This window comes from Streptococcus parasanguinis (assembly GCF_001073155.1).
Classification (GTDB): Bacteria; Bacillota; Bacilli; order Lactobacillales; family Streptococcaceae; genus Streptococcus; species Streptococcus parasanguinis_D.
Window position 1 is genome coordinate 20,372 of the sequence record NZ_JVEE01000015.1, and the last position, 25,740, is coordinate 46,111.

27 protein-coding genes are annotated in these 25,740 nt (G+C 42.2%); 3 read left to right on the top strand and 24 right to left on the bottom strand.

From position 1 onward, the window contains the following. Positions 1 to 6 precede the first annotated feature (6 nt). The 19 genes from ADH92_RS01225 to ADH92_RS01315 form a co-directional block, all read right to left on the bottom strand. Positions 7 to 855, bottom strand: coding sequence for a DegV family protein (locus ADH92_RS01225; RefSeq protein ID WP_049496229.1), 849 nt, complete (start codon positions 853 to 855; stop codon positions 7 to 9). A gap of 3 nt (positions 856 to 858) precedes the next feature. Beyond that, the gene (locus ADH92_RS01230; protein ID WP_009731099.1) at positions 859 to 1,233 is read right to left on the bottom strand and encodes a DUF1149 family protein; all 375 of its coding nucleotides are present in this window, start codon (positions 1,231 to 1,233) and stop codon (positions 859 to 861) included. Between the two features lie 224 nt (positions 1,234 to 1,457). Continuing rightward, positions 1,458 to 1,895 carry a hypothetical protein gene (locus ADH92_RS01235; protein ID WP_049496234.1) on the bottom strand — a complete coding sequence of 146 codons (438 nt, stop codon included), beginning with the start codon at positions 1,893 to 1,895 and terminating at the stop codon, positions 1,458 to 1,460. Positions 1,896 to 2,025: 130 nt separating this feature from the next. Next, positions 2,026 to 3,996: a PTS fructose transporter subunit IIABC gene (locus ADH92_RS01240; RefSeq protein ID WP_049496237.1), complete on the bottom strand. Its 1,971-nt coding sequence runs from the start codon at positions 3,994 to 3,996 to the stop codon at positions 2,026 to 2,028. After that, on the bottom strand, positions 3,993 to 4,904 hold the full coding sequence (pfkB, locus tag ADH92_RS01245) for a 1-phosphofructokinase (protein WP_049496240.1): 912 nt from the start codon (positions 4,902 to 4,904) through the stop codon (positions 3,993 to 3,995). The genes ADH92_RS01240 and pfkB overlap by 4 nt, the downstream gene beginning before the upstream one ends. Continuing rightward, positions 4,901 to 5,644, bottom strand: coding sequence for a DeoR/GlpR family DNA-binding transcription regulator (locus ADH92_RS01250; protein ID WP_049496241.1), 744 nt, complete (start codon positions 5,642 to 5,644; stop codon positions 4,901 to 4,903). Before ADH92_RS01250 ends, pfkB begins: the two co-directional genes overlap by 4 nt. A 229-nt stretch (positions 5,645 to 5,873) precedes the next feature. Beyond that, the gene (locus tag ADH92_RS01255; RefSeq protein WP_049496245.1) at positions 5,874 to 8,195 is read right to left on the bottom strand and encodes a CAP domain-containing protein; all 2,322 of its coding nucleotides are present in this window, start codon (positions 8,193 to 8,195) and stop codon (positions 5,874 to 5,876) included. A gap of 137 nt (positions 8,196 to 8,332) precedes the next feature. Continuing rightward, complete coding sequence (gene trmD, locus ADH92_RS01260) at positions 8,333 to 9,049, bottom strand: tRNA (guanosine(37)-N1)-methyltransferase TrmD (protein WP_003001830.1); 717 nt, start codon at positions 9,047 to 9,049, stop codon at positions 8,333 to 8,335. Further along, positions 9,039 to 9,557 (bottom strand): ribosome maturation factor RimM, encoded by a 519-nt coding sequence (rimM, locus tag ADH92_RS01265; protein ID WP_049496362.1) that lies wholly within the window; start codon positions 9,555 to 9,557, stop codon positions 9,039 to 9,041. Before rimM ends, trmD begins: the two co-directional genes overlap by 11 nt. Positions 9,558 to 9,593: 36 nt before the next feature. Beyond that, positions 9,594 to 10,376, bottom strand: a complete 783-nt coding sequence (locus ADH92_RS01270) for an alpha/beta fold hydrolase (RefSeq protein WP_049496249.1) — start codon at positions 10,374 to 10,376, stop codon at positions 9,594 to 9,596. 75 nt (positions 10,377 to 10,451) lie between these two features. After that, positions 10,452 to 10,784, bottom strand: a complete 333-nt coding sequence (locus tag ADH92_RS01275; protein ID WP_049496252.1) for a MazG nucleotide pyrophosphohydrolase domain-containing protein — start codon at positions 10,782 to 10,784, stop codon at positions 10,452 to 10,454. 42 nt (positions 10,785 to 10,826) lie between these two features. Next, positions 10,827 to 11,066 (bottom strand): RNA-binding protein KphA, encoded by a 240-nt coding sequence (kphA, locus tag ADH92_RS01280; RefSeq protein WP_003001620.1) that lies wholly within the window; start codon positions 11,064 to 11,066, stop codon positions 10,827 to 10,829. Between the two features lie 20 nt (positions 11,067 to 11,086). Next, positions 11,087 to 11,359 (bottom strand): 30S ribosomal protein S16, encoded by a 273-nt coding sequence (gene rpsP / locus ADH92_RS01285; RefSeq protein WP_003007475.1) that lies wholly within the window; start codon positions 11,357 to 11,359, stop codon positions 11,087 to 11,089. A 123-nt stretch (positions 11,360 to 11,482) separates the two neighbouring features. After that, a complete protein-coding gene (pynA, locus tag ADH92_RS01290; protein ID WP_049496254.1) occupies positions 11,483 to 12,172 on the bottom strand; it encodes a pyrimidine 5'-nucleotidase PynA in 690 nt (229 codons plus the stop codon). Next, a complete protein-coding gene (locus ADH92_RS01295; protein WP_003001664.1) occupies positions 12,172 to 12,666 on the bottom strand; it encodes a YkgJ family cysteine cluster protein in 495 nt (164 codons plus the stop codon). The genes pynA and ADH92_RS01295 overlap by 1 nt, the downstream gene beginning before the upstream one ends. Positions 12,667 to 12,975: 309 nt before the next feature. Further along, on the bottom strand, positions 12,976 to 13,620 hold the full coding sequence (locus tag ADH92_RS01300; protein ID WP_049496258.1) for a hypothetical protein: 645 nt from the start codon (positions 13,618 to 13,620) through the stop codon (positions 12,976 to 12,978). A 113-nt stretch (positions 13,621 to 13,733) separates the two neighbouring features. After that, entirely contained in the window at positions 13,734 to 14,378 is a 645-nt protein-coding gene (locus tag ADH92_RS01305; RefSeq protein ID WP_049496260.1) for a hypothetical protein, read from the bottom strand. Positions 14,379 to 14,686: 308 nt separating this feature from the next. Next, positions 14,687 to 16,513: a translation elongation factor 4 gene (lepA, locus tag ADH92_RS01310; RefSeq protein WP_009731117.1), complete on the bottom strand. Its 1,827-nt coding sequence runs from the start codon at positions 16,511 to 16,513 to the stop codon at positions 14,687 to 14,689. A 66-nt stretch (positions 16,514 to 16,579) separates the two neighbouring features. Further along, positions 16,580 to 17,017 (bottom strand): GNAT family N-acetyltransferase, encoded by a 438-nt coding sequence (locus tag ADH92_RS01315; protein WP_049496264.1) that lies wholly within the window; start codon positions 17,015 to 17,017, stop codon positions 16,580 to 16,582. Between the two features lie 195 nt (positions 17,018 to 17,212). On the opposite strand from ADH92_RS01315, the gene ADH92_RS01320 reads away from it, so the two are divergent. Genes ADH92_RS01320 through pepT form a run of 3 tightly spaced genes read left to right on the top strand, consistent with a single transcriptional unit; the run spans position 17,213 to position 20,009 of the window. After that, entirely contained in the window at positions 17,213 to 17,968 is a 756-nt protein-coding gene (locus tag ADH92_RS01320) for a LexA family transcriptional regulator (RefSeq protein ID WP_049496265.1), read from the top strand. Next, the gene (locus ADH92_RS01325; RefSeq protein ID WP_049496269.1) at positions 17,965 to 18,786 is read left to right on the top strand and encodes a Cof-type HAD-IIB family hydrolase; all 822 of its coding nucleotides are present in this window, start codon (positions 17,965 to 17,967) and stop codon (positions 18,784 to 18,786) included. Before ADH92_RS01320 ends, ADH92_RS01325 begins: the two co-directional genes overlap by 4 nt. 2 nt (positions 18,787 to 18,788) lie before the next feature. Then, positions 18,789 to 20,009: a peptidase T gene (pepT, locus tag ADH92_RS01330; protein WP_049496272.1), complete on the top strand. Its 1,221-nt coding sequence runs from the start codon at positions 18,789 to 18,791 to the stop codon at positions 20,007 to 20,009. Between the two features lie 250 nt (positions 20,010 to 20,259). Here pepT and ADH92_RS01335 read toward each other — a convergent pair whose 3' ends face one another. The 5 genes from ADH92_RS01335 to ADH92_RS01355 form a co-directional block, all read right to left on the bottom strand. Continuing rightward, positions 20,260 to 21,999 (bottom strand): ATP-binding protein, encoded by a 1,740-nt coding sequence (locus tag ADH92_RS01335; protein WP_049496274.1) that lies wholly within the window; start codon positions 21,997 to 21,999, stop codon positions 20,260 to 20,262. Continuing rightward, a complete protein-coding gene (locus ADH92_RS01340; protein ID WP_049496278.1) occupies positions 21,996 to 23,087 on the bottom strand; it encodes a carbamoyl phosphate synthase small subunit in 1,092 nt (363 codons plus the stop codon). Before ADH92_RS01340 ends, ADH92_RS01335 begins: the two co-directional genes overlap by 4 nt. Before the next feature lie 124 nt (positions 23,088 to 23,211). After that, positions 23,212 to 24,135, bottom strand: coding sequence for an aspartate carbamoyltransferase catalytic subunit (locus ADH92_RS01345; protein WP_049496281.1), 924 nt, complete (start codon positions 24,133 to 24,135; stop codon positions 23,212 to 23,214). Positions 24,136 to 24,181: 46 nt separating this feature from the next. Next, positions 24,182 to 24,700, bottom strand: coding sequence for a bifunctional pyr operon transcriptional regulator/uracil phosphoribosyltransferase PyrR (gene pyrR, locus ADH92_RS01350; protein WP_003001719.1), 519 nt, complete (start codon positions 24,698 to 24,700; stop codon positions 24,182 to 24,184). 262 nt (positions 24,701 to 24,962) lie between these two features. Then, the gene (locus ADH92_RS01355; RefSeq protein WP_049496284.1) at positions 24,963 to 25,598 is read right to left on the bottom strand and encodes a Pr6Pr family membrane protein; all 636 of its coding nucleotides are present in this window, start codon (positions 25,596 to 25,598) and stop codon (positions 24,963 to 24,965) included. Positions 25,599 to 25,740: the final 142 nt, after the last annotated feature.

Below are 25,740 nucleotides of genomic sequence, written 5' to 3' on the forward strand. Positions count from 1 at the left end.
TTCTCCTTAAACGATAGGGATATACCCAACTGCTAAGCTATGGTCACCTAAGTGCGTCCCAATCACGCCTCCAAAGGTGGCAAAAGGAATTTCTCCCTCTACCCCTTCAGCCACCAACATTTGACGAAGCGCTTCGGCTTTTTCAGGTACATTGGCATGGATGATAAAGACTTGGTAATGCCCTCCGGTGAGTCCTTCATCAACGATTTCCACCAAACGTTTTATGGCTTTCTTTTCCGTACGGACTTTTTCAAAAACTTCGATGACACCTTGGTCATTAAAGTGAAGGATCGGCTTGATACTCAAGAGATTGCCAATGATGGCAGCGCCATTTGACAGGCGTCCCCCCTTGACCAAGTGATTCAAATCATCGACCATAATATAGGCAGTGGTCCCATCAATCTGGTGTTGGACATTGGCCACAATCTCATCAAACAAACGACCTTCACCAGCCCATTTCAAGCAATCTTCTACCATCATTCCTAATGGAGCGCTAGTGATTTTTGAGTCAGGAAATTCGACGGTCAAGCCTTCAAATTCGTCCTTCAAATATTGGATATTTTGGTAGAATCCAGAGATGCCTGATGACAAGAAGAGACCAAGAGCATGCGTATAACCTTTAGCTGTCAAACCAGATAAGAGTTCTTCTAACGCTGCCACACTCGGTTGGCTAGTCTTTGGTAATTCCTTAGACGCAGCCATCTTTTGGTAGAACTCGTCGTGTGTCAGATTCTTCCCTTCCACATAGGATTCTCCATCGATATAGATCGGAATGTCTAAAATAAATAAGTCGTCGTGATGGAGAAGGTGCTGCGGTAAATAGGCAGACGAATCCGTAATCACTGCTAATTTCATTGATTAAAACTCCAAATTAATACCCGGTAAATCAAGGGCAATTTCTGTAACTTCATAAGTCAAACGGTTGAGCATATCCAAGCAAGGGCGTGCCAATTCTTCCACTTCGTCTTTGCTGAATTCGCTTGGTTCATTGACATAACGACCAAACAAGTGGTTAATTTGAGTGATGGTTCCACTGATCACAAAGCCGTCAAATACAATCATGTAGCTCAAAATCACAATCAAAGACGTTGTGTTTTGTTGTTGATCTCGATTGATTAATTGAAAGTTTACATCTACTTTTGTTTCGGGAATGCCATTTTCTTTTTCCCACTCAAAATTACGAGCGTCATAGTGGTATTGGCTGACAAATTCTTTTTCACGTTGAATATCCATTTTTATTCTCCTAAAAATATGCGATAGGCTTATTATATCATAATTCAGCTCAAGATACCAATGTAGAATGAGGTGAATTTTTCGCTAGTACAAGAAGAAAAGGCTAGGGAAGTCTGGCCATTTTTTAGACAGAGGATAACGAATTCTGATCAATTATTAGCTTGTTTGGCTTATTATCCTTTTGTCATGCTTGAAAAAACAAGATAAAGGCTTTTGAATGACGATTAGTCATAATAATACAAACCGCCATCCCTATAAATTCTTACCGGTTGCATCTCATAAATTCCAAATTCCTTTGGTGTGCTGTTAGCATTATCTAAAGAAAAACCAACCATGAATTTCGTTTGTTCATTCTGATTCACCTTTCCTCTCAGTGTTAACATATAGCCACCACCTTGAGGTGTCCCATTGCCTACCTGACCAACTTCCATACTCTCCCAATCAAACTGGACACTTTTAACTTTAGGACTTAACGATTTTATAAAATCGGCCATATCTTTTTCGTGTTCCTTTAAATAAGCCAGTTGTTTCTCTCTAGCACTAAGTTGCTTACTTGGTTGAGTGTCATTTGAACAGATGTTTTGTTTTTGACTAGCGATAATCATACCTCCTGCTAATACAGAAGTCATGGCTAAAAGAAATGCTAGTTTACCTTTTTTCATGCTTCATTCTCCTTGATAAGGAAAAGTTATAATAATTGTATCGAAATCTATAGAGATAAGCAACTTCATCACTAGTTGGTGTTTTTGCGCAACAAAAAAGGCTGGGGAAAACCCGGCCTTTTCGTCATGATTAGTTTTTAGGTTTGCGAAGCAATCCGAACAAGATACCACTTACGACTGCACCAATCAATACAAACACGATGTATAGAAGCGGATTTGAAGTAAGGGCGATAACGAAGATTCCTCCGTGAGGAGCCATCAGTTTCAAGCCTGCAAGACCAACAAGGGCACCTGTCAATGCTGAACCTGCGATGAAGCTTGGGATGGCACGAGCTGGGTCAGCTGCACCGAATGGAATGGCACCTTCTGTGATGAAGGAAAGCCCCATGATAATGTTTGTCAAACCTGAGTTGCGTTCTTCTTCAGTAAATTTGTCTTTGAACAAGACAGATGCTACAAAGACTGCCAATGGAGGAACCATACCAGCTGCCATAACGGCCGCCATAACGGTTGAACCACCACTAGTAAGGGCTGAAGCTGTCAATGTACTTGTACCAAATACATAAGCTGCTTTGTTGACTGGTCCACCCATATCGACAGCCATCATACCACCAACAAGAAGACCAAGAAGAACTGCCGAGCTACCTGACAAGCTAGTCAAGAAGTTGTTCAAAGAGGTATTGATCGCTGACATTGGAATGTTGATAAGGAACATCAAGAATCCTGTCAAACCAACACCAAGTAATGGCAAGAGAAGGATCGAGCGGATACCATCAAGTGAACGTGGAAGACCTGCAAGGGCTTTGCGAAGCACGAGAACGACTCCACCTGCAAGGAAACCACCTACCAAAGCTCCAAGGAAACCAGATGATACGGCTGCTGGTAATTCACCTTTAGCAGCACCGAAAGCGATGTTACCAAATGCTGAACCAGAACTTGCAATGGAACCAGCAACGAAACCTGCTACAAAACCAGGTTTTTCAGCGATGGAGAATCCGATGTACCCTGCAAGTACTGGAAGCATGAAACCAAAGGCTGCACCACCGATTGTTTTAAATTGAGCTGCTAATTCATGGTATGAACCAAGTTGAGACAATTGATCTTGAGGCACCCCAAGAATTTGATCGATCAAGAAGGCAAGGGCGATCAAGATCCCACCACCGATAACGAATGGAAGCATTTGAGAAACCCCACTCATCAGGTGTTTGTAGAAGGCTCCACCTAAGCTCAATTTTTCTTGGCTAGCGCTAGCTTCTGCTGCATTTTCTGCGTGGAAGACATCTGCTTTGCCGTCCAAGATGGTTTGGATCAATTCTTCTGTTTGACGGATACCGGCTGCAACAGGTTTAGAGATCATTTTTTTGCCATCGAAACGAGCTGTTTCAACTGCCTTATCAGCTGCAATGATGACCCCTTCAGCTTTGGCGATTTCTTCAGCTGTCAAGCGGTTACCGACACCAGATGCACCGTTGGTTTCAACCCGGACCGTAACACCCATTTCTTCACCTTTTTTGATGAGGGCTTCTTCTGCCATGTAAGTGTGGGCGATACCAGTTGTACATGCTGTAACGGCAACGATGAGCGGTTTGTCAGATGAAGCTGCTTCTTTGACTGCTTCTACTTTTTTCGCTTCTTCTGCTGCAGCTACTTGCTCTTCTGCATCGAAGGCTGCAATGACTTGATCAGGGTTACTTGCTTGGCGAAGTTTATCCGCAAATCCTGGTTTCATCAAGTACTTAGACAATTCAGCAAGGGCTGCCAAGTGAGTGTCGTTTGCTCCTTCTGGAGCTGCGATCATGAAGAACAAATCTGTTGGTTGACCATCCAGAGAGGCGTAATCCACACCCTTGTTTGATTTTGCAAACAAGACCGTTGCTTTTTTTACAGCTTCATTTTTGCTGTGCGGCATAGCAATTCCGTCACCCAAACCAGTTGAAGTTTGTGCTTCACGGTTCATAATTCCAGCTTTGAAAGTTTCAAAATCTGTCACCACACCATTGTCAACGAGCGATTGGATCATCTCATTGATCACGCCTTCTTTATCTGTCGCCTGAAGGTCAAACAACATCACTTTTTTATTTAAAACATCTTGAATTTTCATAGTTTCTCTACCTCTACTTTTTCATAAGTTTCTTTAATATAGTCCGCTGTCGCCAAATCATCTGAGAAGGTGGTCGCTGTTCCACAAGCCACGCCCCATTTGAAGGCTTCGATGACATCTCCTGTCGTTGTGAGCTTACCAGTGAAGCCTGCTACCATAGAATCTCCAGCTCCGACTGAATTCTTCACTTGCCCTTTGATTGGTTTTGCGAAGTAAGTACCGCTTGGACTGACAAGGAGAGCACCATCACCCGCCATGGAAATAATGACGTTTTGTGCTCCTTTGGCCAAGATTTCTTTGGCATAGCGTTCGATTTCTGGCAATTCCGTCAAGGTCACGCCAAAAATATCTCCCAACTCATGGTTGTTTGGTTTGACCAATTGCGGATTAAACTCCAAGGAATCAATCAAAGTTTGCCCTTCAAAGTCACAAACGACTTGCGAACCTGTCGCACGAGTTGCTGCGATCAATTGTTTGTAAACGGCATTGCCAAGTGAAGATGGGGCAGATCCTGCAAAGACTACCACATCATCTGCTGTTAAGCTCGATAAGATGTTGAGCAATTCTTGCAACTGAACATCTGTTACTTCTGGGCCATTCCCATTGATTTCCGTTTCCTCATCGGCCTTGATCTTGACATTGATCCGTGTATCTTGGTCCACTGTCACAAAGTTGGTGGAAATGGCTTCGCTAGTCAGTACGTCTTCGATGAAGCGTCCTGTGAAACCACCGATAAATCCAGTCGCTGTGTTCTCGATATCGAGACGTTTCAAGACACGACTGACATTGATTCCTTTACCACCGGCGAATTTATCTTCTGAAGCCATCCGATTGACCGCTCCGGTCTCTACATGATCGAGACGGACAATATAGTCAATTGCTGGATTCAGTGTTACTGTATAAATCAAACCTCTATAACCTCCGTTTTTTCTTTTAAAACCTTTAATCGTTGCGGTTCACATTGATTGGTGATAATCATGGCTCGCTTGATAGGAGCCACTTTGACAAAGGATGTCACCCCAATTTTCGAATCATCCGCTAGGATATAGGTTTTTTTCGCATTTTCGATAATCGCACGCTTGACAGATCCTTCTTCCAGGTCTGGAGTGCTGTAAAATTCATCATCGATTCCATTCATTCCAAGAAAGGCCTTGTCAAAATTCAACTGACCGATCTGATTGAGCGCAATCCCTCCGATACTAGCATCTGTAGAAGATTTTACCTTCCCACCGATGATGACCGTTGGAACATTTCGCTCGACCAACTTGGTCGCATGGTGAATCGAGTTGGTCACCACGGTTACAGTTGGATTGACAATTTCTTGTACCAAAAGTTCATTGGTCGTCCCAGCATCGATAAAGATCACGTCATAATCTTTGATCAATTCCGCCGCTTTTACCGCGATTTTTGACTTAACTTGAATGTTTTTGATAGATTTTTCTTTATTGCTTTCTTCCTCTTGAAGAAAATGCAGGCTTTCCGCACCGCCGTGAACCCGGCGAAGTTTACTTTCAGCTTCTAATTCATCCAAGTCACGTCGAACCGTTGATTCAGACGTCCCCAGCTCTTGTACAAGGGTTTCTAAGGAAACAAACTTTTCCTTCAATACCTTCTCGAGGATGAATTGTTTTCGTTCAGACTTAAGCATTTCTCCTCCTTTTGCAATCGATTACAAGGACTATTATACTCCATCTCCAAAAAATGTCAACACTTTTTATCATTTTCTATCATTTTCTTTCAAAAATTCTAAAATTGTACAAAAAAAGAGCAGGAAAGAACTCATTTTGTTAAGCGAGTTCTTTTCCCACCCTCATATATCTTCTTTGAAGAGTTTAAGCAATAAAATGTCTAAGCATCCACTCTATCTTCGGTATGTCTTAATCATTTTTTGATGATTGTTTCTTTTTCTTGAAACCAAACAATCCAGCAAGTAGCCCGACGGCAACACCTGTTGTTGCTACTGCATATTTGGAGGAATCAGATCCAGCCACAGCTTGGCTGTTTTCTTTTTTCGGTTTGATTTCTTCTACTTTAGCTTCTTGTTTTGGAGCTGGACTAGCTGTTGGTGCTTGCACTTGTGGACTATTGGTAGTTGTTGGAAGAACAGTTGGTCTATCCGAGAAAGTTGTTGGATTGCTTGAGCGGATATCCATCGGCATATCTGCTGCTTCTAAAATAGCTGGATCCATCCGCGACGCTAGATCTTCATATTGGGAATTCAACAGTTCCACAACACTTTGATAAGATTGCAGGGTTGTGAATTCTGCTTCCAATTTTTCTTTTTTATTTTCCAAATTAGCCACCGCAGCAGATAAAACTGATTGGGCTTTGACCAATAATTCTGGAGCGTTTTTAAAGTCAGAAAGACGTTTTTCAGCAGCAACCAGGCGCTCTTGCGCCGCCTTCAAGCCCTCATGCGCTTCTTGAACGACTTGGGCTTTTTCTGCTTCTTCTGCTTTTAATAGATCTAATTTCTCACGCGCAGCTGCTAACAAATCTTTCGCTTTTTGAAGGGCTGCTTCTTTTGGTTGGATGGCTGCTTCAATCCGACCTCGAGATACATCAAGAGTCGCCTTCGCCTTTTCAACCGCATGGTCCTTGCTAACGAGAAGAATCTTGTAATTTTGGATGGTTTTTTGGACATTGGCCATCTCTACTGCCACATTTGAATTGGCATGGCGGGCATCTTCTAACTTGCCTTGCAAGATAATGATTTGAGACTCTTGATTGGCCTTGTCCAGCTTGAGATTAGCGACTTCATCAGATTTTGCTTTCACATCTGATCTTGTCGTCGTAGCTCCAGCCCCCTGACGCAATTGGTAAGCGAGCGCACTGGTTGACACTGCTGAATTGACAGGGCGGTGTAAGAAAGCTACTTCTGACATAGCATTGCTAGGGTCATAAGCGACTGATAAAGCTGTCGCTTTGTTATCTACCATTTGGAGATAGTGACCAACCTTAGCAAAGGCCTCAGCACCAATCTTCATATAGATATCGTTGGCATCGATTTGAGTTTCGTCTGTTGGTAGACCATATTGAGCTGCTACTTCTTGATAAGCTGCTTTTTCATTGTACCAAAAATCAACCGCACCAGCAGGTGAGAAGCCATATGCAATGTTCTCGTTTGGCAAATACTTAAACATATGCCAGTTAGCTTTCTTGAAGTATTCTAACTGTACTTGGCTGGCAGGAAGGGAATAAGGATCCAGCTCCAATTCAGGCAAGCCGGCGTTGCGACGATAGCTATTAATAGCATCCGCAATTTCAAGTGCTCGGAGGTTGGCTTGCAAAGATCCAGACTCTCCAACTGTTAAGCCGTCTTCTTCCCGACCACGCTTGTAGAGGGCTAAAGCACTTGCTGCAGCTTCATTGCCATTGTCGGCTAAGTGTTGCAAGTAACCTTCATAGGTTGCTTGACTCAACTGAACTGGACTATTGGCCGCTGCTTGTTCTAAAGCTGCCAATTCTGCTTCCTTGGTTGCGATGACCGCTTTCAAATCTGTCAGACGCGTTTGAGCCAGTTGAATGTCGTTCTCAATTTGAGCCACTGTATCTGAGCCAGTTTGCTGACTCGCTTGCAAGGTTGCAAGGTAATTCTGAGATTCTCGGATACTTTGCTCGACTTGGCTTTGCTCCAACAAGGCTTGGTTGAGCACATTCTCATCATTTGAAATCGGTGCTTTGGCTTGGTTCAATTCATTTTGTGCTACATCGACCAAAGATTCCTGAGCAGTAACCTGATTTTCCTGTTGACGAACAGCCTCTACGACTTGGTCATGGGCAGCTTCTGCTTCTCGAACCTTATTTTCTTCGATAGTCACATAGGCTTGAGCTACCTTGACGTCATTTTCTGCATTCTGAACTTGGGCATCCGATGTCGTTGCGATGAGGTTTTCCGCATCCGTCACTTCCGCTTTTTTTTCTTCCAGCTCTTGCCCAGCAGCCTTGACTTCTGTTTGAGCATCGATCACTTTTTGCTCTTGGTAGTGGACATCTTTCACCACTTGGCCTTTTTGAGCTGTAATTTGCTTCAACTCATCAACTGTAATTGGTTTTTCAACTACTTCCGTGCTGTTAGTTTCTGGATTTTCATTTTGTTTGACCTCTTCGGCATTTGCCTTGTGATGAAACATGCCAGATAGGACCGTTGTCGCAGCAATCCCAGTCGTGAAAACTGATTTTCCTAATTTCTTTCCCATTAAACTCACCCCCAAAACTGAATCATTTCTTGAAGTTTCTCTACCCCTTAGCATACCACATTTTGTTACCAATAACTAGTAGGTTTAAAAAGTTTTTTTCATAATTTTTTTAGGCAAAAGAAAAACAGCTGACGCTGTTAGTCTTCTTGTTTAATTTGTTCCAACATCTTCTCTTCTTCTGCTGTCAACTCATAGTTTTCTAGCAAGTCTGGCCGACGTTCTAAGGTCTTTTTCAAACTCTGATAGAGGCGCCACTGACGAATATTTTCATGGTGACCGCTCATGAGAACATCTGGAACCGTCATCCCTCTGTAATCATAAGGTCGTGTGTATTGAGGATATTCTAGAAGACCAGATGAGAAACTGTCATCCTGGTGACTGGACTCTTTTCCAATCACTTCCGGAATCAAGCGGACCGTCGCATCAATCATAGTCATGGCCGCTAGTTCGCCACCCGTCAAGACATAATCGCCAAGAGAAATCTCATCTGTCACCAAGGTCTTGATCCGCTCATCGTAGCCCTCATAGTGACCACAGATAAAGATCAATTCTTCTTCCTGAGCCAACTCTTCTGCGTAGGCTTGGTCAAAGGTCCGACCAGCAGGATCCAGCAGGATCACGCGCGGATTCTTCTTCTCAATGGCATCAAAGGCATCAAAAATCGGCTGCGCTCGTAGAAGCATGCCTTGCCCGCCCCCATAGGGTTCATCGTCCACATGGCGCGCTTTCTCCGCGTTTTCACGGAAATTATGGTAGTTGATCTCGAGAAGTCCCTTTTCACGCGCCTTTCCGACGATGGAATGCTCAAGAGGAGAAAACATCTCTGGAAAGAGGGTTAAAATATCAATCTTCATCGTCTAACCCTTCTAAGATATCTACATCCACCCGGTTTCCTGGGATATCAATATTCAAGACGACTGGTGGGATATAAGGCAAGAGAAGATCTCGTTTGCCTTTTCGTTTCACGACCCAGACATCATTGGCACCTGGTTGCAGGATTTCCTTGATCTGACCGATTAGTTGGTCGTTTTCGTATACATCAAGTCCTATGATCTCATGGTAATAAAACTCGCCATCCTCCAAATCCGTCAAGTCTTCTTCCGCAACCTTGAGGCTAAAGCCCTTGAATTTTTCGATGGCATTGATATGGTACATATCCTTAAACTTGATGATGTCGAAGTTCTTGTGCTTGCGATGGCTAGCAATGGTCACTGTTTGGACGAACTGGTCCTTCTCATCAAAGAGAGCCAACTCAGCTCCTTTTTTAAAACGCTCTTCCGCAAAGTCTGTTACAGACAAGACCCGCATTTCTCCTTGTAAGCCTTGGGTATTGACAATTTTCCCAACGTTAAAATAATTCATTTTATTCACTACATTTCTCTTTTAATTAATTTATCTCTACAGTTCTCTAATAAGAGCTGCAATTTTTTCCGATTCTGACCAGTGTAGATAGTGGTGGTTTCCACCTAGAATGAGTTTTGTATTTGAATTCCAATATTCTGAATCTCTGTACTCTTTTTCTCTATACGCCTGACAAAATACGAAAACAGGAATATTATCTGCTAAGGACAAACTATCAAAATCTTCAGCTGTAATATTTACAGATATCTGAAACCCAGGAGCTTGCTTTTCCAATTCTAAGCCCTTTTCTTCCATCAATTCCCAAAGCAGTCTTTCAGTTTCAGCTTCAAATGTTACTTGAGTTAGCCCCTTAAAATAATTTTCCGGACCACATTCTTCAATCATCCTCATTTGCTCTTCCATTTCTGGATAAGGATTTTTTGAAAAATCAGCAAACATTATATTTTTTGTTGTTGGTTCAATTGCTATCAAAGCTTGACACTTAATTGGTTTACTCAGTAACTTTAAAGCCAAAACACCACTTAAACTATGAACACAAAGTATATAATCGGAAATTTCCAACCCTTTCAGGATTTCGAATACCGCTTCAACAAGATTATCCAAATGAATTCCTGACTGACTATGAATCGGACTCCTACCTGTATTCGGAAAATCAATCGTTAAGTAACCTATTGAGGAAGGAAGTTTTTCAAGTATTGGTAGAAAATTTTCATAACTTGGTATCAAACCAGCACCATTTAAGCAAACTAGTACTTTATTTCTCTTTTTATAAGTAACAGAGAGACAACCAATCTTTGTAGTTACTTCAAATCGGTTCATACCAAAACACCCCTTTCTAAACAACAATTCACTTAACATTCTTAGGTTTTATTTTATCACGTTCAAGGGATTTTCTCAAATGCTCTTTTTTGCTAAAAAGCCTTCCAAATCTTGTTCATGCTGATACTTGATGGCTGCCTTCTTGTCTTTTTCAAAAATAGTCTTCGTTAGGTCAATATGGTTAATAGCTGCAATTGCCACTGTGTAGTGAATGACATCTGCCAACTCCTTTGCCAATTCCTCGTTTGAATCTTGGACACCCTCTTTTCTACCTGAACGTCCATTTAAAACCTCAGCGACTTCTCCAACTTCTTCCACTAGTTTGATAAAAAGTCCTTCTTCTGTTCTAGATTGTTGGTAATGATCAAGTAAGTATTCCTCTAGTTGTCTAATTGTTAAATCTCTCATTCCTTCTCCTTGCAAAAAAAGCGAGACCTTGTCCCGCTTTTCTTATTTTTCGTCAATAACGATTCTTACTTTTTTATCTTCAGTTGGGACAGAGTAGACAATCGTTCTTATCGCAGAAATGGTGCGACCTTTTCGACCGATTACACGACCAACATCGCTAGGATCAAGGTCAAGGTGGTACTCCAAGAATTCAGGAGTATCTTCGATCTTGATGGTTAAAGCATCCGGTTGTGAAATCAAGGGTTTCACAATTGCAATAATGAGATTTTCAATCGTATCCATACATCAACCTACTTAAAAAATTATTTTGAGAATTTAGAATCGTGGAATTTCTTCATCACACCAGCTTTTGAAAGGATGTTGCGAACTGTATCTGAAGGTTGAGCTCCATCAGCCAACCATGCAAGAACGCGATCTTCTTTCAAAGTTACTTGGTTTTCTTCAACAAGTGGATTGTAAGTTCCAACTGTTTCGATGAAACGTCCATCACGTGGTGAACGTGAATCTGCTACGTTGATACGGTAGTAAGGTTTTTTCTTAGAACCCATACGAGTCAAACGAATTTTAACTGCCATTTTTATAAGTCTCTTTTCTATATTTTAATTTTCGGTGAAATAGACAAGCTATTTAGCACATGATCTATTATAACACATTTTATAGACCTGTCAAGAAAAAAACTTGACAGTATTTAAAATTTTTTATTTTATCAGTAAATCGGCGATTTCTTGATAGTTGCTAACGGTATAAGTCGGCACTACTTGACTGGTATTTTTCTTGTGATCAGGATTATACCAGACGGTATCAATCCCCGCAGCATTTCCACCTGCGATATCCGCCGTCAAAGAATCTCCGATCATGAGGGTCTCTTCCTTGCTGAAACCTGGAATCAGTTGGCCAACTTTGTCAAAAAATGCAGGTTCTGGTTTCTGAGTATGAAGCTGCTCAGAGATAAAGACCTCTTTAAAATAAGAAGCAATTGTAGAATGAGCCAAGCGTCCTTCTTGAATGGCAGTCACTCCGTTCGTTGCACCATAGAGCTGGTAACCTGCTTTTTCAAGTCGGGCCAGTAAGTCCTCCGCACCTGGGAAAGATTGCCCCTGAAGACTGATGTAATCTTGGTAGCGAAGAGCCATCTCAGCCCCATCAACAGAAATCCCAAAGTAGGCAAACCCGATCGCAAACCGACTATCCACTAGCTCTTGCTTAGTTAACTTCTTTTGTTCCAAATCCTTCCAGAGCCCTTGGTTCATGGGTTTGTAATAATCCTTAAAGGCCTTTACATCTGGAAAATTCATGTCTTCTAACATCTGCGTCAAGGCTGTTTCTTCAGCAGATTCGAAATCCAACAAGGTATGGTCCAAATCAAAAAGTAAAAATGTATATGCCATTACAAACGATCCTTCAATTTTTCTACAAATAAATAAGCTGCTGGGCAGGTGAGGGTATTCTTGATGGTCAGATGGTTGATCTGATAAATCTTCTTGCGATCGGTGTGAGGGAATTCCCGACAAGCTTTTGGACGAACATCATAGATGGAACAGAGATTGTCCCCACCAAGAAAGGGGCAAGGCATGGATTTAAAAACCTTGTCCCCATCTTCGTCAACTTGAAGAAATTCAGCCTCAAAGGCAGGAAGTTTCATCTTGAAATACTTGGCAATCCGCGTGATATCCGCTTCCTTAAAATCGGGCCCTAAGGTCTTACAACAATTGGCACAAGCCGTACAATCGATTTCTTGGAAAACTTCATCGTGGATTTCTTGCGCTATTTTATCTAAATTCTTAGGTGGCTTCTTCTTGAGATTTGCCAATACCTTGCGGTGCTCCTTTTGCTTTTGGAGAGCTAACTGATGGTATTTTTCAATATCAATTTCCTGTGTCATCCTCTATTTCCTCTTCTAAACAATAGAAGCATTATACCACAAAGACTGTGAAAAAGGGAGTGGGACAGAACTCCGAGAAATTTATAGAGGTTGAAAAGGTTCCCCAAACCTTTTCAATCTTCCCACCCCCGCATAGCTCCAACATTCTGGGAGACTGTTGGAGGTTGCAGACAAAGGAAACTTCGTTCCCCTCATTAAGCTATCTTTGGAGCTTAAAAAGCGAACAAAGATGCCAATCAAAAACTGCGTCATACTGTTATTCTTATCAAACATCGAAGGCTGCATAGTTTAAGTCAAACTTCCTCTTCATCAATCCGTCACGGCACCTGTTCCATCTAGGCTCCAAGTGTTTTCGACATAAGGAGTAAATTGAGTTATTGTTTTCTCAAATCCTTCAACAACAATCAAATAAACCTTATCATCTTTTTGGAATACCCAACCAGCAACCTGCAGGCCTGACTTGAGAAAAATATGTATTTTAAGCGACTCATTTCCTCCAACAGTCGTCGTAGATTTTGTCATTTTCTCAACAATTTTATAATCATTCCACTTACTCTCCAATCTTTGAGCTATTAGCTCTGCATTAAATTCCACTCCTTCAGGGACATTTGCTTTTTCTCTAGTGGCAGCATTTAAAACAATAATATTGAAGGCGTTTTTATCTGTATACTGAATATTATCTCCGACTTGGATACTATCATTCTTTTTCCAGTCACTTGGAATATTGACATAGCCATAATCTGCTGATCCAATTCGTTTCGTTTTCACATTCCCCTTATCACTATCTGGAATTTTTTTCTCTACATTACTACTTGAATTTGTTGTCTCTTTCACCACATTCGTGGAACTAGATGCTGCCGATGATTTACTAGACTCTTTCTTTGGACTAGTACAAGCAGAAAGGCTTACAACAGACAAAAACGTAACAGACGCGAGTAGGAACTTATTTTTCATATTCTCTCCTCAATGATGTATTTTCTTTCCACTAGTCTACCATGATTTTCTAGGATTTGAAAGTGCGATTTCTATAGCATAAAGAGACTAGAAATGATTCTAGCCTCTCTTCATCAATCCGTTACAGCGCCCGTTCCGTCTAAGCTCCATGTGTCTTCGATGTATGGGATAAAGGTTTTCAAGGTTTCTGCATCCCCTTCAAAAGAAATGGTATAAACTTTTTCACCCTTCTGGAAAACCCAAGTAATCAGGTATTGACCAGATTTCATGACAATTTGAAGCTGGTAGGCGTCTAGACCTGCGACTTTAGTCCGCGCTCCCGTCATCTTTCCAACATCCTGGTTATCTTGCCACATTACGGCTAGTTTCTTGGCTAGAAATTCAGCATTAAACTCGATATCTGCAGGAACTTTGGCCTTTTCCCGGGTAAAGCTGTTCAAGGTGACAATATTATAGTCACTGCCATCTGTATATTGGACAGCTTCTGTCCCATCGATATCCGTGAACTTGAACCATTTACTTGGAATATCGATGTATCCATAATCTGCATTTCCAATCCGCTTGGTTTCTTGACTGGGAGTGTTTTTCTTTGTAGAAGCAGTATTCTTTGACGAAGAGCTACTTGTTTGCTTTTCGACTTTACTGCTACTTTCTTTTGTAGAAGAAACTGCTGTGTCCTTTTGAGTAGTGTGACTACAAGCCATGAGTGCGCAGGTAGAAAGAATCGTCAGTGATGTGACCAATAATTTGTGTTTCATGCTCAACCTCCTTGAGAACGTTTTCTTTCTTCTAGTCTACCATGAAAGTGGGTATTTTAAAATAGGATAAGTGTCACATCTGATGGAACCTTTCTCATTCAGTCTATTTCTTTTGAACCTAAAACAAAAGACTGGGACAAAAGTCCTAGCCCCTCAATTGTTTTTGGATTGTCGAGCAAGACGCAGTGGTTGAGTGGGCTCTACTACGCTGATTTCATCAGCTTTTACAKYCCTACTCAACTGTGCGGAGGTGGGACGACGAAATCGAATTCTAACGAATTACCGATTTCTGTCCCACTCTCTAATTGTTATTCTTCATCCATTGACAAGACAGATAAGAAGGCTTCCTGTGGTACTTCTACAGATCCAATTGCCTTCATCCGTTTCTTACCAGCTTTTTGTTTTTCAAGAAGCTTGCGTTTCCGTGAGACGTCCCCACCATAACACTTGGCCAAGACGTTCTTACGAAGGGCCTTGATATCTGTACGGGCCACGATCTTATGACCGATCGCCGCTTGGATAGGCACTTCAAACTGTTGACGAGGGATAATCTTCTTGAGTTTCTCAACGATCAACTTACCACGTTCATAGGCAAAGTCCTTGTGAACGATAAAGCTGAGGGCATCGACAGTATCGCCATTGAGAAGGATATCCATTTTGACCAATTTAGAAGGACGGTATTCAGACAACTCATAGTCAAAGCTCGCATAGCCACGAGTAGAGGATTTCAATTTATCAAAGAAATCAAAGACAATTTCCGCAAGTGGGATTTGATAGATGACATTCACCCGATTTTCATCGATGTAATCCATGGTCACAAAATCTCCACGTTTGCGTTGGGCTAATTCCATAACAGCTCCAACAAACTCTTGTGGCACCATGATTTGGGCTTTGACATAAGGTTCTTCGATCGAAGCGATCTTGGTTGGATCTGGAAACTCAGAAGGGTTGGAGACATCCAGTGCTTCTCCATCTGTCAAATTGACCTTGTAGATTACAGACGGTGCTGTCATGATCAAGTCAATGTTGAACTCGCGCTCCAAGCGCTCTTGGATAACGTCCATATGAAGAAGTCCCAAGAAACCACAACGGAAACCAAATCCAAGAGCTTGAGAAGTTTCTGGTTCAAATTGAAGGCTGGCATCATTCAATTGCAATTTTTCCAAGGCTTCACGAAGGTCATTGTATTTATTGGATTCAATCGGATAAAGACCTGCAAAGACCATCGGATTCATCTGCTTGTATCCATGTAGCGGCTCGCTTGCTGGATTGGTCGCTAGGGTCACCGTATCCCCGACACGGGTATCCGCAACGGTCTTGATAGAGGCCGCAATATAGCCAACGTCTCCCGTCGCAAGGAAATCACGTCCAACTGCTTTAGGAGTAAAAATCCCAACTTCAGTGACATCAAAGGTCTTGCCATTGCTCATGAGCTGGATCTTATCGCCCGGTTTAACCATTCCATTGACCACTCGGACCTGAAGGATTACCCCACGATAGGCATCATAAACGGAGTCAAAGATCAAGGCTTGAAGAGGGGCTTCAACATCACCCGTCGGTGCTGGAACTTTCTCAACGATCTGCTCCAAAATCTCTTCAATCCCGATACCAGCCTTGGCAGAGGCTAGGACAGCTTCACTAGCATCCAGACCGATGACATCTTCTACTTCTGTGCGCACCCGTTCTGGATCTGCAGCTGGCAAGTCAATCTTATTAATGACTGGCAGGATTTCCAAATCATTGTCCAGCGCTAAGTAGACATTGGCTAGAGTCTGGGCTTCAATCCCTTGAGCGGCATCCACCACAAGAATGGCACCTTCACAGGCAGCGAGCGAACGCGAAACCTCATAGGTAAAGTCCACGTGTCCTGGTGTGTCAATCAAGTGGAAGATATAGGTTTCCCCATCTTTAGCCGTGTAGTTCAACTCGATGGCATTCAGCTTGATGGTAATCCCACGTTCCCGCTCTAGGTCCATACTGTCTAGGAGTTGGGCTTGCATCTCCCGACTAGACACAGTTTCGGTTTTTTCTAAAATTCGATCGGCCAAGGTTGACTTTCCATGGTCAATATGGGCGATGATCGAGAAGTTCCGAATCTTCTCTTGTCGTTTTTTTAATTCTTCAAAATTTGGCATAATCATCTTCCTAGTAAAATTAATCGTACTCTTCATTATAACAAAAAAGATAGGCCTTTGCCTATCTTAATTCATTATTTTCAAAAATCGCTTCTGCGTTTTATTTCCCTCATAACCTAAGCGTTCGTAAAAGATATGGGCTTCTTTTCGATGAGATGCAGAATTTAAACGGATAAAAGCATAATGCTTGCTTTTGGCAAGATCTTCTACTCGCTCCATCAATTGGCGACCGATCCCACGTCCTTGAGCAGATGGAAAAACCGCTAGACCCAAAATATTCAGACCGGCGTCACTATAGAGGCTTTCATAAACTTCTGCCTCCACATAACCAAGAATATTTCCTGTTTGGTCCTCCTCATAAACAAAGCAAAAATGATCCGAATCTGGCGAATTAAATTTATCAATCTGAGCTGCCACTTTCTCAAGGGTTGAATCATACCCCAATGCTTGGTGACATAAATCTCTAATTTCACCTGCATCTTTGACTTGAACAGTACGAATCATACCTCCACCTCCATGAACTCTTTGGTTTTATCTTAGACCTTTTTCCTCAAAAAGTAAAGGAATACCAAATAAAATCAAAAAAGAAAATCCGATTTAGATCAAATTCATATTTTTTCGCATTTCTCAGGGATTTCTATTTACTTTTTCGATTTAATTCATTATAATAGTAAGGGTAAATACAAGGAGGTGAGTAGGTTGGCCAGAGGTCGTGGAAAGGCAAGCCCTCAAGACAAAGAGGCATTACGGATTATATCGGAAAAAATCAGAGAATTACTGAAAGAACAAGGAAAAAAACAGATCGAATTATCTCGTATTACTGGAATCCCTGCAAGTACCCTGACTGGATATGTAAAAGGAACTTCTCTTCCCGTTCCTGAAAATTTAGAGAAGATTGCAGCCTTTTTCCAGGTAGCAGTTGCTGATATTGACCCTCGATTGCGCAATGATTTTGTGGTCATTGATTCAGAGATTGAACGATTATATAAACAGCTCGATGAAGGAAATCAAGAAAATCTTCTTTCTTACGGAAAGAGTCTCTTGACCCATCAGAAAGAAAGACAGAAAATTGAAAAGCAATACCACTCTTATTCTGTCTATGATTCTTTTGCAGCTTACCAAAATCAGAAGCAAGCTGATATCGTCTGGTTTGATCAAAAGATTCCTTACGATTTGGCTTTTTGGATTCATACGGATTCCCTCGAGCCTAAATACGAAAAAGGGGCGGTTGTGTTAATCAAGCAAACCTATTATGATCAAGCAGGGGCAATTTATGCCATTGATTTTGACGGGCAAACGTTGATCAAACGTGTCTTTCGTGAGGCCAACGGTATTCGACTGGTTTCCCTCAATAAGAAATATAATGATCAGATCATTCTACTAGATGAGGAACCTGGAGTGATTGGAAAAGTGATTGATGGCTTTGTGCCTCTTGATTTGGAGGAAATCAAATGATTAAATTAATTGCGATTGACTTGGACGGAACTCTTTTGCATGAGGATAAGACTCTCTCTACAGGCAATATTGAAGCCCTTCATAAAGCCCATCAAGCCGGCTATGACATTGTGATCTGTACGGGGCGCCCCTTAGCGGGTGTACGGCCTATCTTTGAAGAGATTGGTCTTCCTGATGGCAACTACTATATGATTATCAATAATGGGTGTACAACCTTGTCTACTCAGAATTGGGAAATCATTGGCAAGGAAGAGTTGAGTCTTGAGGACATGCACCGCTTGCATGTTTTGACGGAAGATACAGACGTCCAGCTAACCTTATTTGATATGGATCACTACCTAGTGGTCGCACCTGAAGCTAGTGAACTTGTCACGATGGATGCGGGTATTGTTAACTATAAACCGACACCTATTTCATTAGAAAATCTACCAAACTACCTCCCTATTTTTCAAGCCATGTACGTAGGAGATCCTTCTGCTATTGATGCCTTCCAAGCTCAGTACGAGACTGCATTAGAAGCCGATTTTAACACCGTACGTTCACAGGATATCTTGTTTGAAATCCTTCCAAAAGGCGCGAGCAAGGCTTCTGCTCTTCAGGCATTAAGTCAAACATTAGGCTACAGCAGAGAACAGGTTATGGCTCTTGGAGATGCCAATAATGACCTTGAAATGCTACGTTTTGCTGGTTACAGCGTCGCTATGGGAAATGGAAATACTGCTGTCAAGGAAATCGCAGACTTCATCACCCTGACCAATGATGAGGATGGCGTGGCCCATGCTATTCACAAATTAATTGAAACTGAAAAAGGAGAATGACCATGAAATACCAAAATTTGTTGGACCGTTTTATTACCTATGTAAAGGTTAACACACGTTCAGACGAAAACTCTACAACCACTCCAAGTACCCAATCACAGGTTGATTTTGCAACAAATGTATTGATCCCTGAGATGAAACGCGTGGGTCTTCAAAACGTCTACTATTTGCCAAACGGCTATGCTATTGGAACGCTTCCAGCTAATGATCCAAGCTTTACACGCAAGATTGGATTTATCTCTCACATGGATACCGCTGACTTCAATGCCGAAAATGTCAATCCACAAATCGTTGAGAATTATGATGGGGGTGTCATTACCCTTGGTGACTCTGGTTTCACACTCGATCCAGCCGATTTTGCTCATTTGAACAACTACAAGGGACAAACCTTGATCACGACGGATGGTACTACTCTTCTGGGTGCAGACGATAAGTCAGGTATCGCTGAAATCATGACAGCTATTGAATACCTGACAGCTCATCCTGAAATCAAACACGGAGAAATCCGTGTTGGCTTTGGTCCAGATGAAGAAATCGGAGTTGGGGCAGATCAATTTGATGCAGAGGATTTTGACGTAGACTTTGCCTATACTGTCGATGGGGGTCCTCTTGGAGAGCTTCAATACGAAACCTTCTCAGCAGCTGGGGCTGAAATTACCTTCAAAGGACGCAATGTCCACCCAGGTACAGCCAAAGGTCAAATGATCAACGCTCTTCAATTGGCCATTGATTTCCATAACAAACTCCCTGAAGGAGCACGTCCAGAATTAACCGAAGGCTATGAAGGCTTCTACCACTTGATGAACATCGATGGAACTGTCGAGGAAGCAAGTGCTAGCTACATCATTCGGGACTTTGAAACTGAAAGCTTTGAGAAACGCAAAGACCTCATGAAATCTATTGCTGATCAGATGAATGCGGAACTCGGTATCGAACGTGTTCTCCTCACCCTCAAAGATCAGTACTATAACATGAAGCAAGTGATTGAAAAAGATATGACACCGATTACCCTTGCTAAGGAAGTCATGGAAGATCTTGGAATCACTCCAATCATTGAACCGATCCGCGGTGGTACAGATGGATCTAAAATTTCCTTTATGGGGATTCCAACACCAAATATCTTTGCCGGTGGCGAAAACATGCATGGTCGCTTTGAATACGTTAGCCTCCAAACCATGGAACGCGCAGTTGATACCATTATCGGTATTGTGACCAAAAAATAAGAAACAAAAAAGGATTCGGATTATACATCCAAATCCTTTAAATATAATTGAGAATGTACCGAAACTTTCCGCTGTGAGAAAAGTGCCTGAAACAATTACGTTTCAAGCACTCGGAATTATTGAGACCTTAGGCTCAATAATTAGTCATGGAACTTCTACGAAGTTCGCTGACGTCCGTCCTCACCCAAGGAAAGTTTTAAAATATAATTTTATTTTCAATCTAAGGATTCGGATAGGTTGTCCGGATCCTTTATTGTAGGTTAGAAAGCTTGACAATTTCTTTGACCTGATCAATGGTCTGAATCAGGCGAAGGCTTGTCTCATTGATCGAAAGATAATAAACTTTATCTGCCAATGATTCTGTAAAAGGACGATTTGTGAGTAAGATCACCTGTTGTCCTTTTTCTTTCAGCTCTTTCGCCTTCTTTCGCACCTTTTGGTAAAAACTCTCATCGCAGATTTCTAGATCATCCACCAAGACACAAGCAGCATCCAAACTCAATGATTCATTGGTTCCGTTTTGGGTCAGATAATAGGCTGCTCCCGCTTTGACCTCATATAAGCCAGCTGATGGCTCAACTGGAAAAAAGGCTGGACTTGTCTCAGCCTCTAGTCCTTTATCTAACTCCACTAGATTGGCCAAGACCTGCAAATAAACAGGTGCTAATTTACTCAAATCCAAGAGTTCCTCAAACTCAAAACCACGTTTCAAAGCTTCTAAGATATAGAAGAGCCGGTGTGGCATATGACGAGCAATTTTCTGGATTAATTCATCATCGCTCATTTCCTCAGGAAGGATGGTCAGCAAGTTCTTATCTTTAATGGTTTCTAGGGCTTGTTGATAAGCTTCATCGATTCTCTTCCCAAATCCATAAACTGCCCCATAAGAGTGAATTTGGGTATTGAGACGGGCATTTTTAGCAGCATCAGAAAAAATCGGGATCTTAAAGAAGATATAGTCCAAACTCGGTTCGTAAACGGCCTTTAAATCCTTTAATAAGGGATGAGGCAAATGCTCGAGAGAGCGCCCTAATTGTAACTGAACTCCTTGCTCAAACAAGGAATAGCCCAAGCCCATAGAGGCCATCGAGATACTATCGGAAGCAAATGGATTAACCTCTAGAATATAAAAAGCATAACTCGTCGGATCAAGAGCAAACTTGATCGAAATGGCTCCTGTCAGCTTCAGATAGCGACTGATGTGGATTGCTGCTTCACGAAGATTTTGAAACTCCCGGTCAGTCAGGGTAACCGCTGGCATGAATTGGTAAGAGTCACTGGAGTGGATCCCAACAGGATCAATGCTTTCAATAGAGGCCGCCAAGTAGTGATTGTCTTCACGATCCCGCATGACTACAAAATCCAGTTCCTTAAAGCCATAGGTCGAAAACTCCAGCAAACACTGCTGACTTGGAGAAACCGAAAGTCCCATTTCTACAGCTTCGCACAAGTCATCCAGGTTATGAGCGATCTTTCGCCCTTGCCCTTGCTTACTCGCTACTGGCCAGATCATAATAGGAAATTGAATGCCTTCAGAAAACTCGATAGCTTCTCGAACTGAGCTCACCAGTGCTGAAGCAGGTACCTGATAGCCCAGCTCTTGAAAGAGACGTCGTTGATCTGCCTGCTGATAAAAGGTCCGGTAGCGTTGGAGGCTTGGTCCGACAATCATGATCGATGCATCTTTGAAAAATCCAGTTTCTTCCAAACGAAACAAGAGATTCAAAATCTGTTTGTCCGCAAAAGGTAGGAGCAAGCGAGATCCAGTATAAGAAAGAAGAGTCGTCCTAAGAGCATCCAGCTTGAGCTTACTAACTACAACTATATCTGCAGCTTCTTGGGTGATAGCATTTTCTTCGCCCAAGTAAAGGACAAGAGCATTCCCATCCTTGGCATTGAGTTTTTGTGCTTCATTTACCGCAGCCAAAAGGCTAATATCCTGATAAGAATCTCCACACAGGAGAAGCAATTTCTGGTTTTGTTTCATCATTCCTTCTCCCTTCTACTTTCGTGAATTTTGGCATCAATCAACTCTAAAAATTCATCGTAAAAATAGAGATTTTCTCTTGGACCTGGACTAGCATCTACTTGGAATTGAACCCCTAAAATTGGTTGGTAACGATGACGAAAAGCTTCAATACTATGGTCATTGACGTTTTCATGCGTGACCAATAAATCATGGGGCAGGCTATCGCGTGCTATACTATACAAGTGATTTTGACTGGTTATCTCGATTTTTCCTGTCGCAATTTCACGCACGGGAATATTTAAACCGAAATGCCCAACTTCCATAGGGGCCAGCTCAGCGCCGTAAGCTTGTGCCAACAACTGAGCTCCCAAGCCCATACCCCAGATCGGAATCTGACCGTTGAGCTTTTTGATCAAGCGGCAAAGTTTTTTCACCTGATGGGGATCGCCTGGCCCACTGGATAAAATAACCCCATCTGGTTGCTGCTCCATCAGTTCAGCATAAGAGATATCATAGGAATAAACTGTCACATTACAGTCCCTTTGACTCAGCTGACGTAAGACAGAGTGCTTGACCCCTAGATCAATCAAGGCAATACTCTTTCCAAAACCAGGTACAGCATAGGCTGTTTTGGTCGAGACTTGACGCACTTGGTCTTTTGGAAGGACTGTCGCTCGCAACTGATCCAAGATATGCTCGATCGAATCCCCCTTATTAATAACAGTTGCCTTCATCCGTCCATACTTGCGGACAATTTTTGCCACCTGTCTCGTATCAATCCCTACAATACCAGGAATTTTTTTTCGCTTCAAGAATTCATCCAAAGTCATCTGCTGCCGCCAATTGCTCGGCATCTCCACCAGATGCTGAACGACTACTGCTAAACAAGTGGGCGTAATCGATTCAGAATCATCCCGATTGATCCCTGTTGCGCCAATAACTGGAAAGGTAAAGGAGAGGATCTGGCCACTAAAAGCCTGATCCGTGATCAATTCTTGATAGCCTGTCATGGCTGTCGTAAAGACCAATTCACCAGTCACATATAAGTCTGCACCAAAGGCTTCTCCTTCAAATACAGTCCCATCCTCTAGGACCAATAAACGTTTCATCGAACCCCTCCCTTCTTTTACACTAGTCCAATTTTATCATAGTTCCTCAAAAAAAGGAAAGTCAGATTCCATGTAGCTCTCTACTCTGTCCTCTTTCTTTCCTTTCAATGAATTGTCAGTTATCTTATTTTGCACCGCGACCTTTAAGGACGGCTTCAATGATGGCCATACGGACAAAGACACCGTTGGTCATTTGTTCTACGATGCGTGATTTAGGAGCTTCTACCAAGTGGTCCGCAATTTCAACGTCACGGTTGACTGGTGCTGGGTGCATCAAGATCGCTGTATCTTTCATACGGTCATAACGTTCTTGAGTCAAACCATGAAGACGGTGGTAGTTTTCTTTAGAGAAGAGTGATTCGTAATCATGACGTTCGTGTTGCACACGCAAGAACATCATCACATCCACATCTTCAATGACTTCATCGATAGTGACGAAGGTTCCATAGTCTTCAAATTCCGCACTTCTCCATTCGTCTGGACCTGCAAAGTAGAGGGTTGCTCCCAAACGTTTCAAGATTTGCATATTTGATTTTGCCACACGTGAGTGATCCAAGTCCCCAGCGATACAAACTTTCAAGCCATCAAAGTGACCGAATTCTTGGTAGATGGTCATCAAATCAAGCAAGCTTTGGCTTGGGTGTTGACCTGAACCGTCCCCACCATTGACGATAGATGCAGTGATCGTTGGGCTTTCAACCAATTCTTTGTAGTAGTCCACTTCAGGGTGACGGATGACGCAGACATCTACACCAAGAGCTGACATGGTCAAGATGGTATCGTAAAGTGTTTCCCCTTTGTTCACAGAGCTTGTCTTCACATCAAAGTCAAGGAGATCACATCCCAATTTCAACTCTGCCACTTCAAAGGCTTTGTGGGTACGAGTTGAAGGTTCAAAGAAAAGGTTTGAGATGATGTGTTGGTCTTCGTAGGTTGCTTTAGCTCCGTTTTTGAACTCAATCCCACGTTTGATCAATGCCATTACTTCTTCATTGGTAAGAGTTTCCATTGAGACAAGGTTTTTAAGAGCGATTTGATTTTCAGACATGTTGATTCTCCTTTTATAATGTGAATACAAAAAATTTACAATTTGTTTAAGCTTCTTTGATGAGGACGCGGTCTTGACCGTCTAGCTCCACCATCTCGACAATGATTTCCTCTGACTTACTTGTCGGGATATTTTTCCCAACAAAGTCCGGACGAATCGGCAACTCCCGATGCCCACGGTCGACTAGAACCGCCAGACTCACTCGAGCAGGACGACCGTGACTGACCAGATTGTCAATGGCAGCGCGTATCGTGCGACCCGTATAGAGGACGTCATCGATCAAGATAACTTCTCTATGAGCAATATCAACTGGTAAGACCGTTGTATCTTCTGTCGCCTTCATGTCATCTCGGAAAGGCTTGGTATCTAGTTCTGCTACAGGGACATCGATTTGTTCCAGCTGAGAGAGGCGTTCTTGGATCCGGCGAGCGATGTAAACACCACGCGTCTTGATCCCCACCAGCACAATCTGGCTCAAATCTTTGTTTCGTTCAATGATTTCGTAGGTGATCCGGGTAATGGCCCGTTTCATCGTCAAATCATCAACGACTTCTTTGGTTTTCATTCAGTCCTCCTTAGTTGTAAAAGAAAAACCTCCTTTTTCAAGGAGGTTCAGCAAATGGATGGTCTAAGAGGATAGAGTCTCGCCCTATGGTCCTAGCCATTGTTTTTCACAGTCTCCTTGCCTGCCTCACGGGACAGGATTAAAGGATTTATTTAATTGAGATAACTATATCACAGTTTCAAACGACATGCAAGAAAAAACTCAACATTTTTCAAAAAAATTTAAAAACATGACTTTTCATCCGAATAATGTTCGGTTTTTACTAAGAAACAGCCGATTTCCGCTTGATATTTTTAATCCCATAGAGCACATAGCCAGCCAAGAGGTAAGCGATAAAGATGATCACCACCCATTTTCCAACAAAGGCCCAGCCGTATTTATTAACATTGATAAAGAAATAGGCAAACGGACTATCTTTTGCACCTGGAATTGGCCACTTCAAGACCAAACCATTGAGAAGAGCAAAGAGCATGTAAGCCAGTGGAATCAAGGTCCAAAAGAAAGGATCGAGCTTACGGTATTGCTTGGCTTTATCAATCACTAGGGTATCAAAGAAGAACATCAAAGGAACGATGTAATGACAGAGGAAGTTTTCCAAACGATAAAACTTCTCGGGTGTCGCGATAGGCGCCAACATAAAGTGGTAGATGACACAGGTGATCATAATGGACATGGTAACTGCGCCTTTCATACGAAGGTAACCCTGAGTCTGGGTCGAACGACCTCGAACCATGCGCCAAACCATGTCTCCCATAAAGAACATGACCAACATGTTAGATAAAATGGTGTAATAGAGCATCATGCCAAAGCCACCATGCTTAGTCAGTTGCAGATAAACACCGAGCACACTTAAGATAAATAATAGAAAACGATAGCTAAATAATAATTTGAATTTCATAGTATTCTCCTGAAAGAAAAGGGGGTAGCCCCTTCAGTTTAATCAGGAACTTTCCTTAAGTGAGGACGGACGTCAGCGAACTTCTACGAAGTTCCATGACTTATTAAGATACAAAGGGCGTATACGGATAAAGTCAAAATAG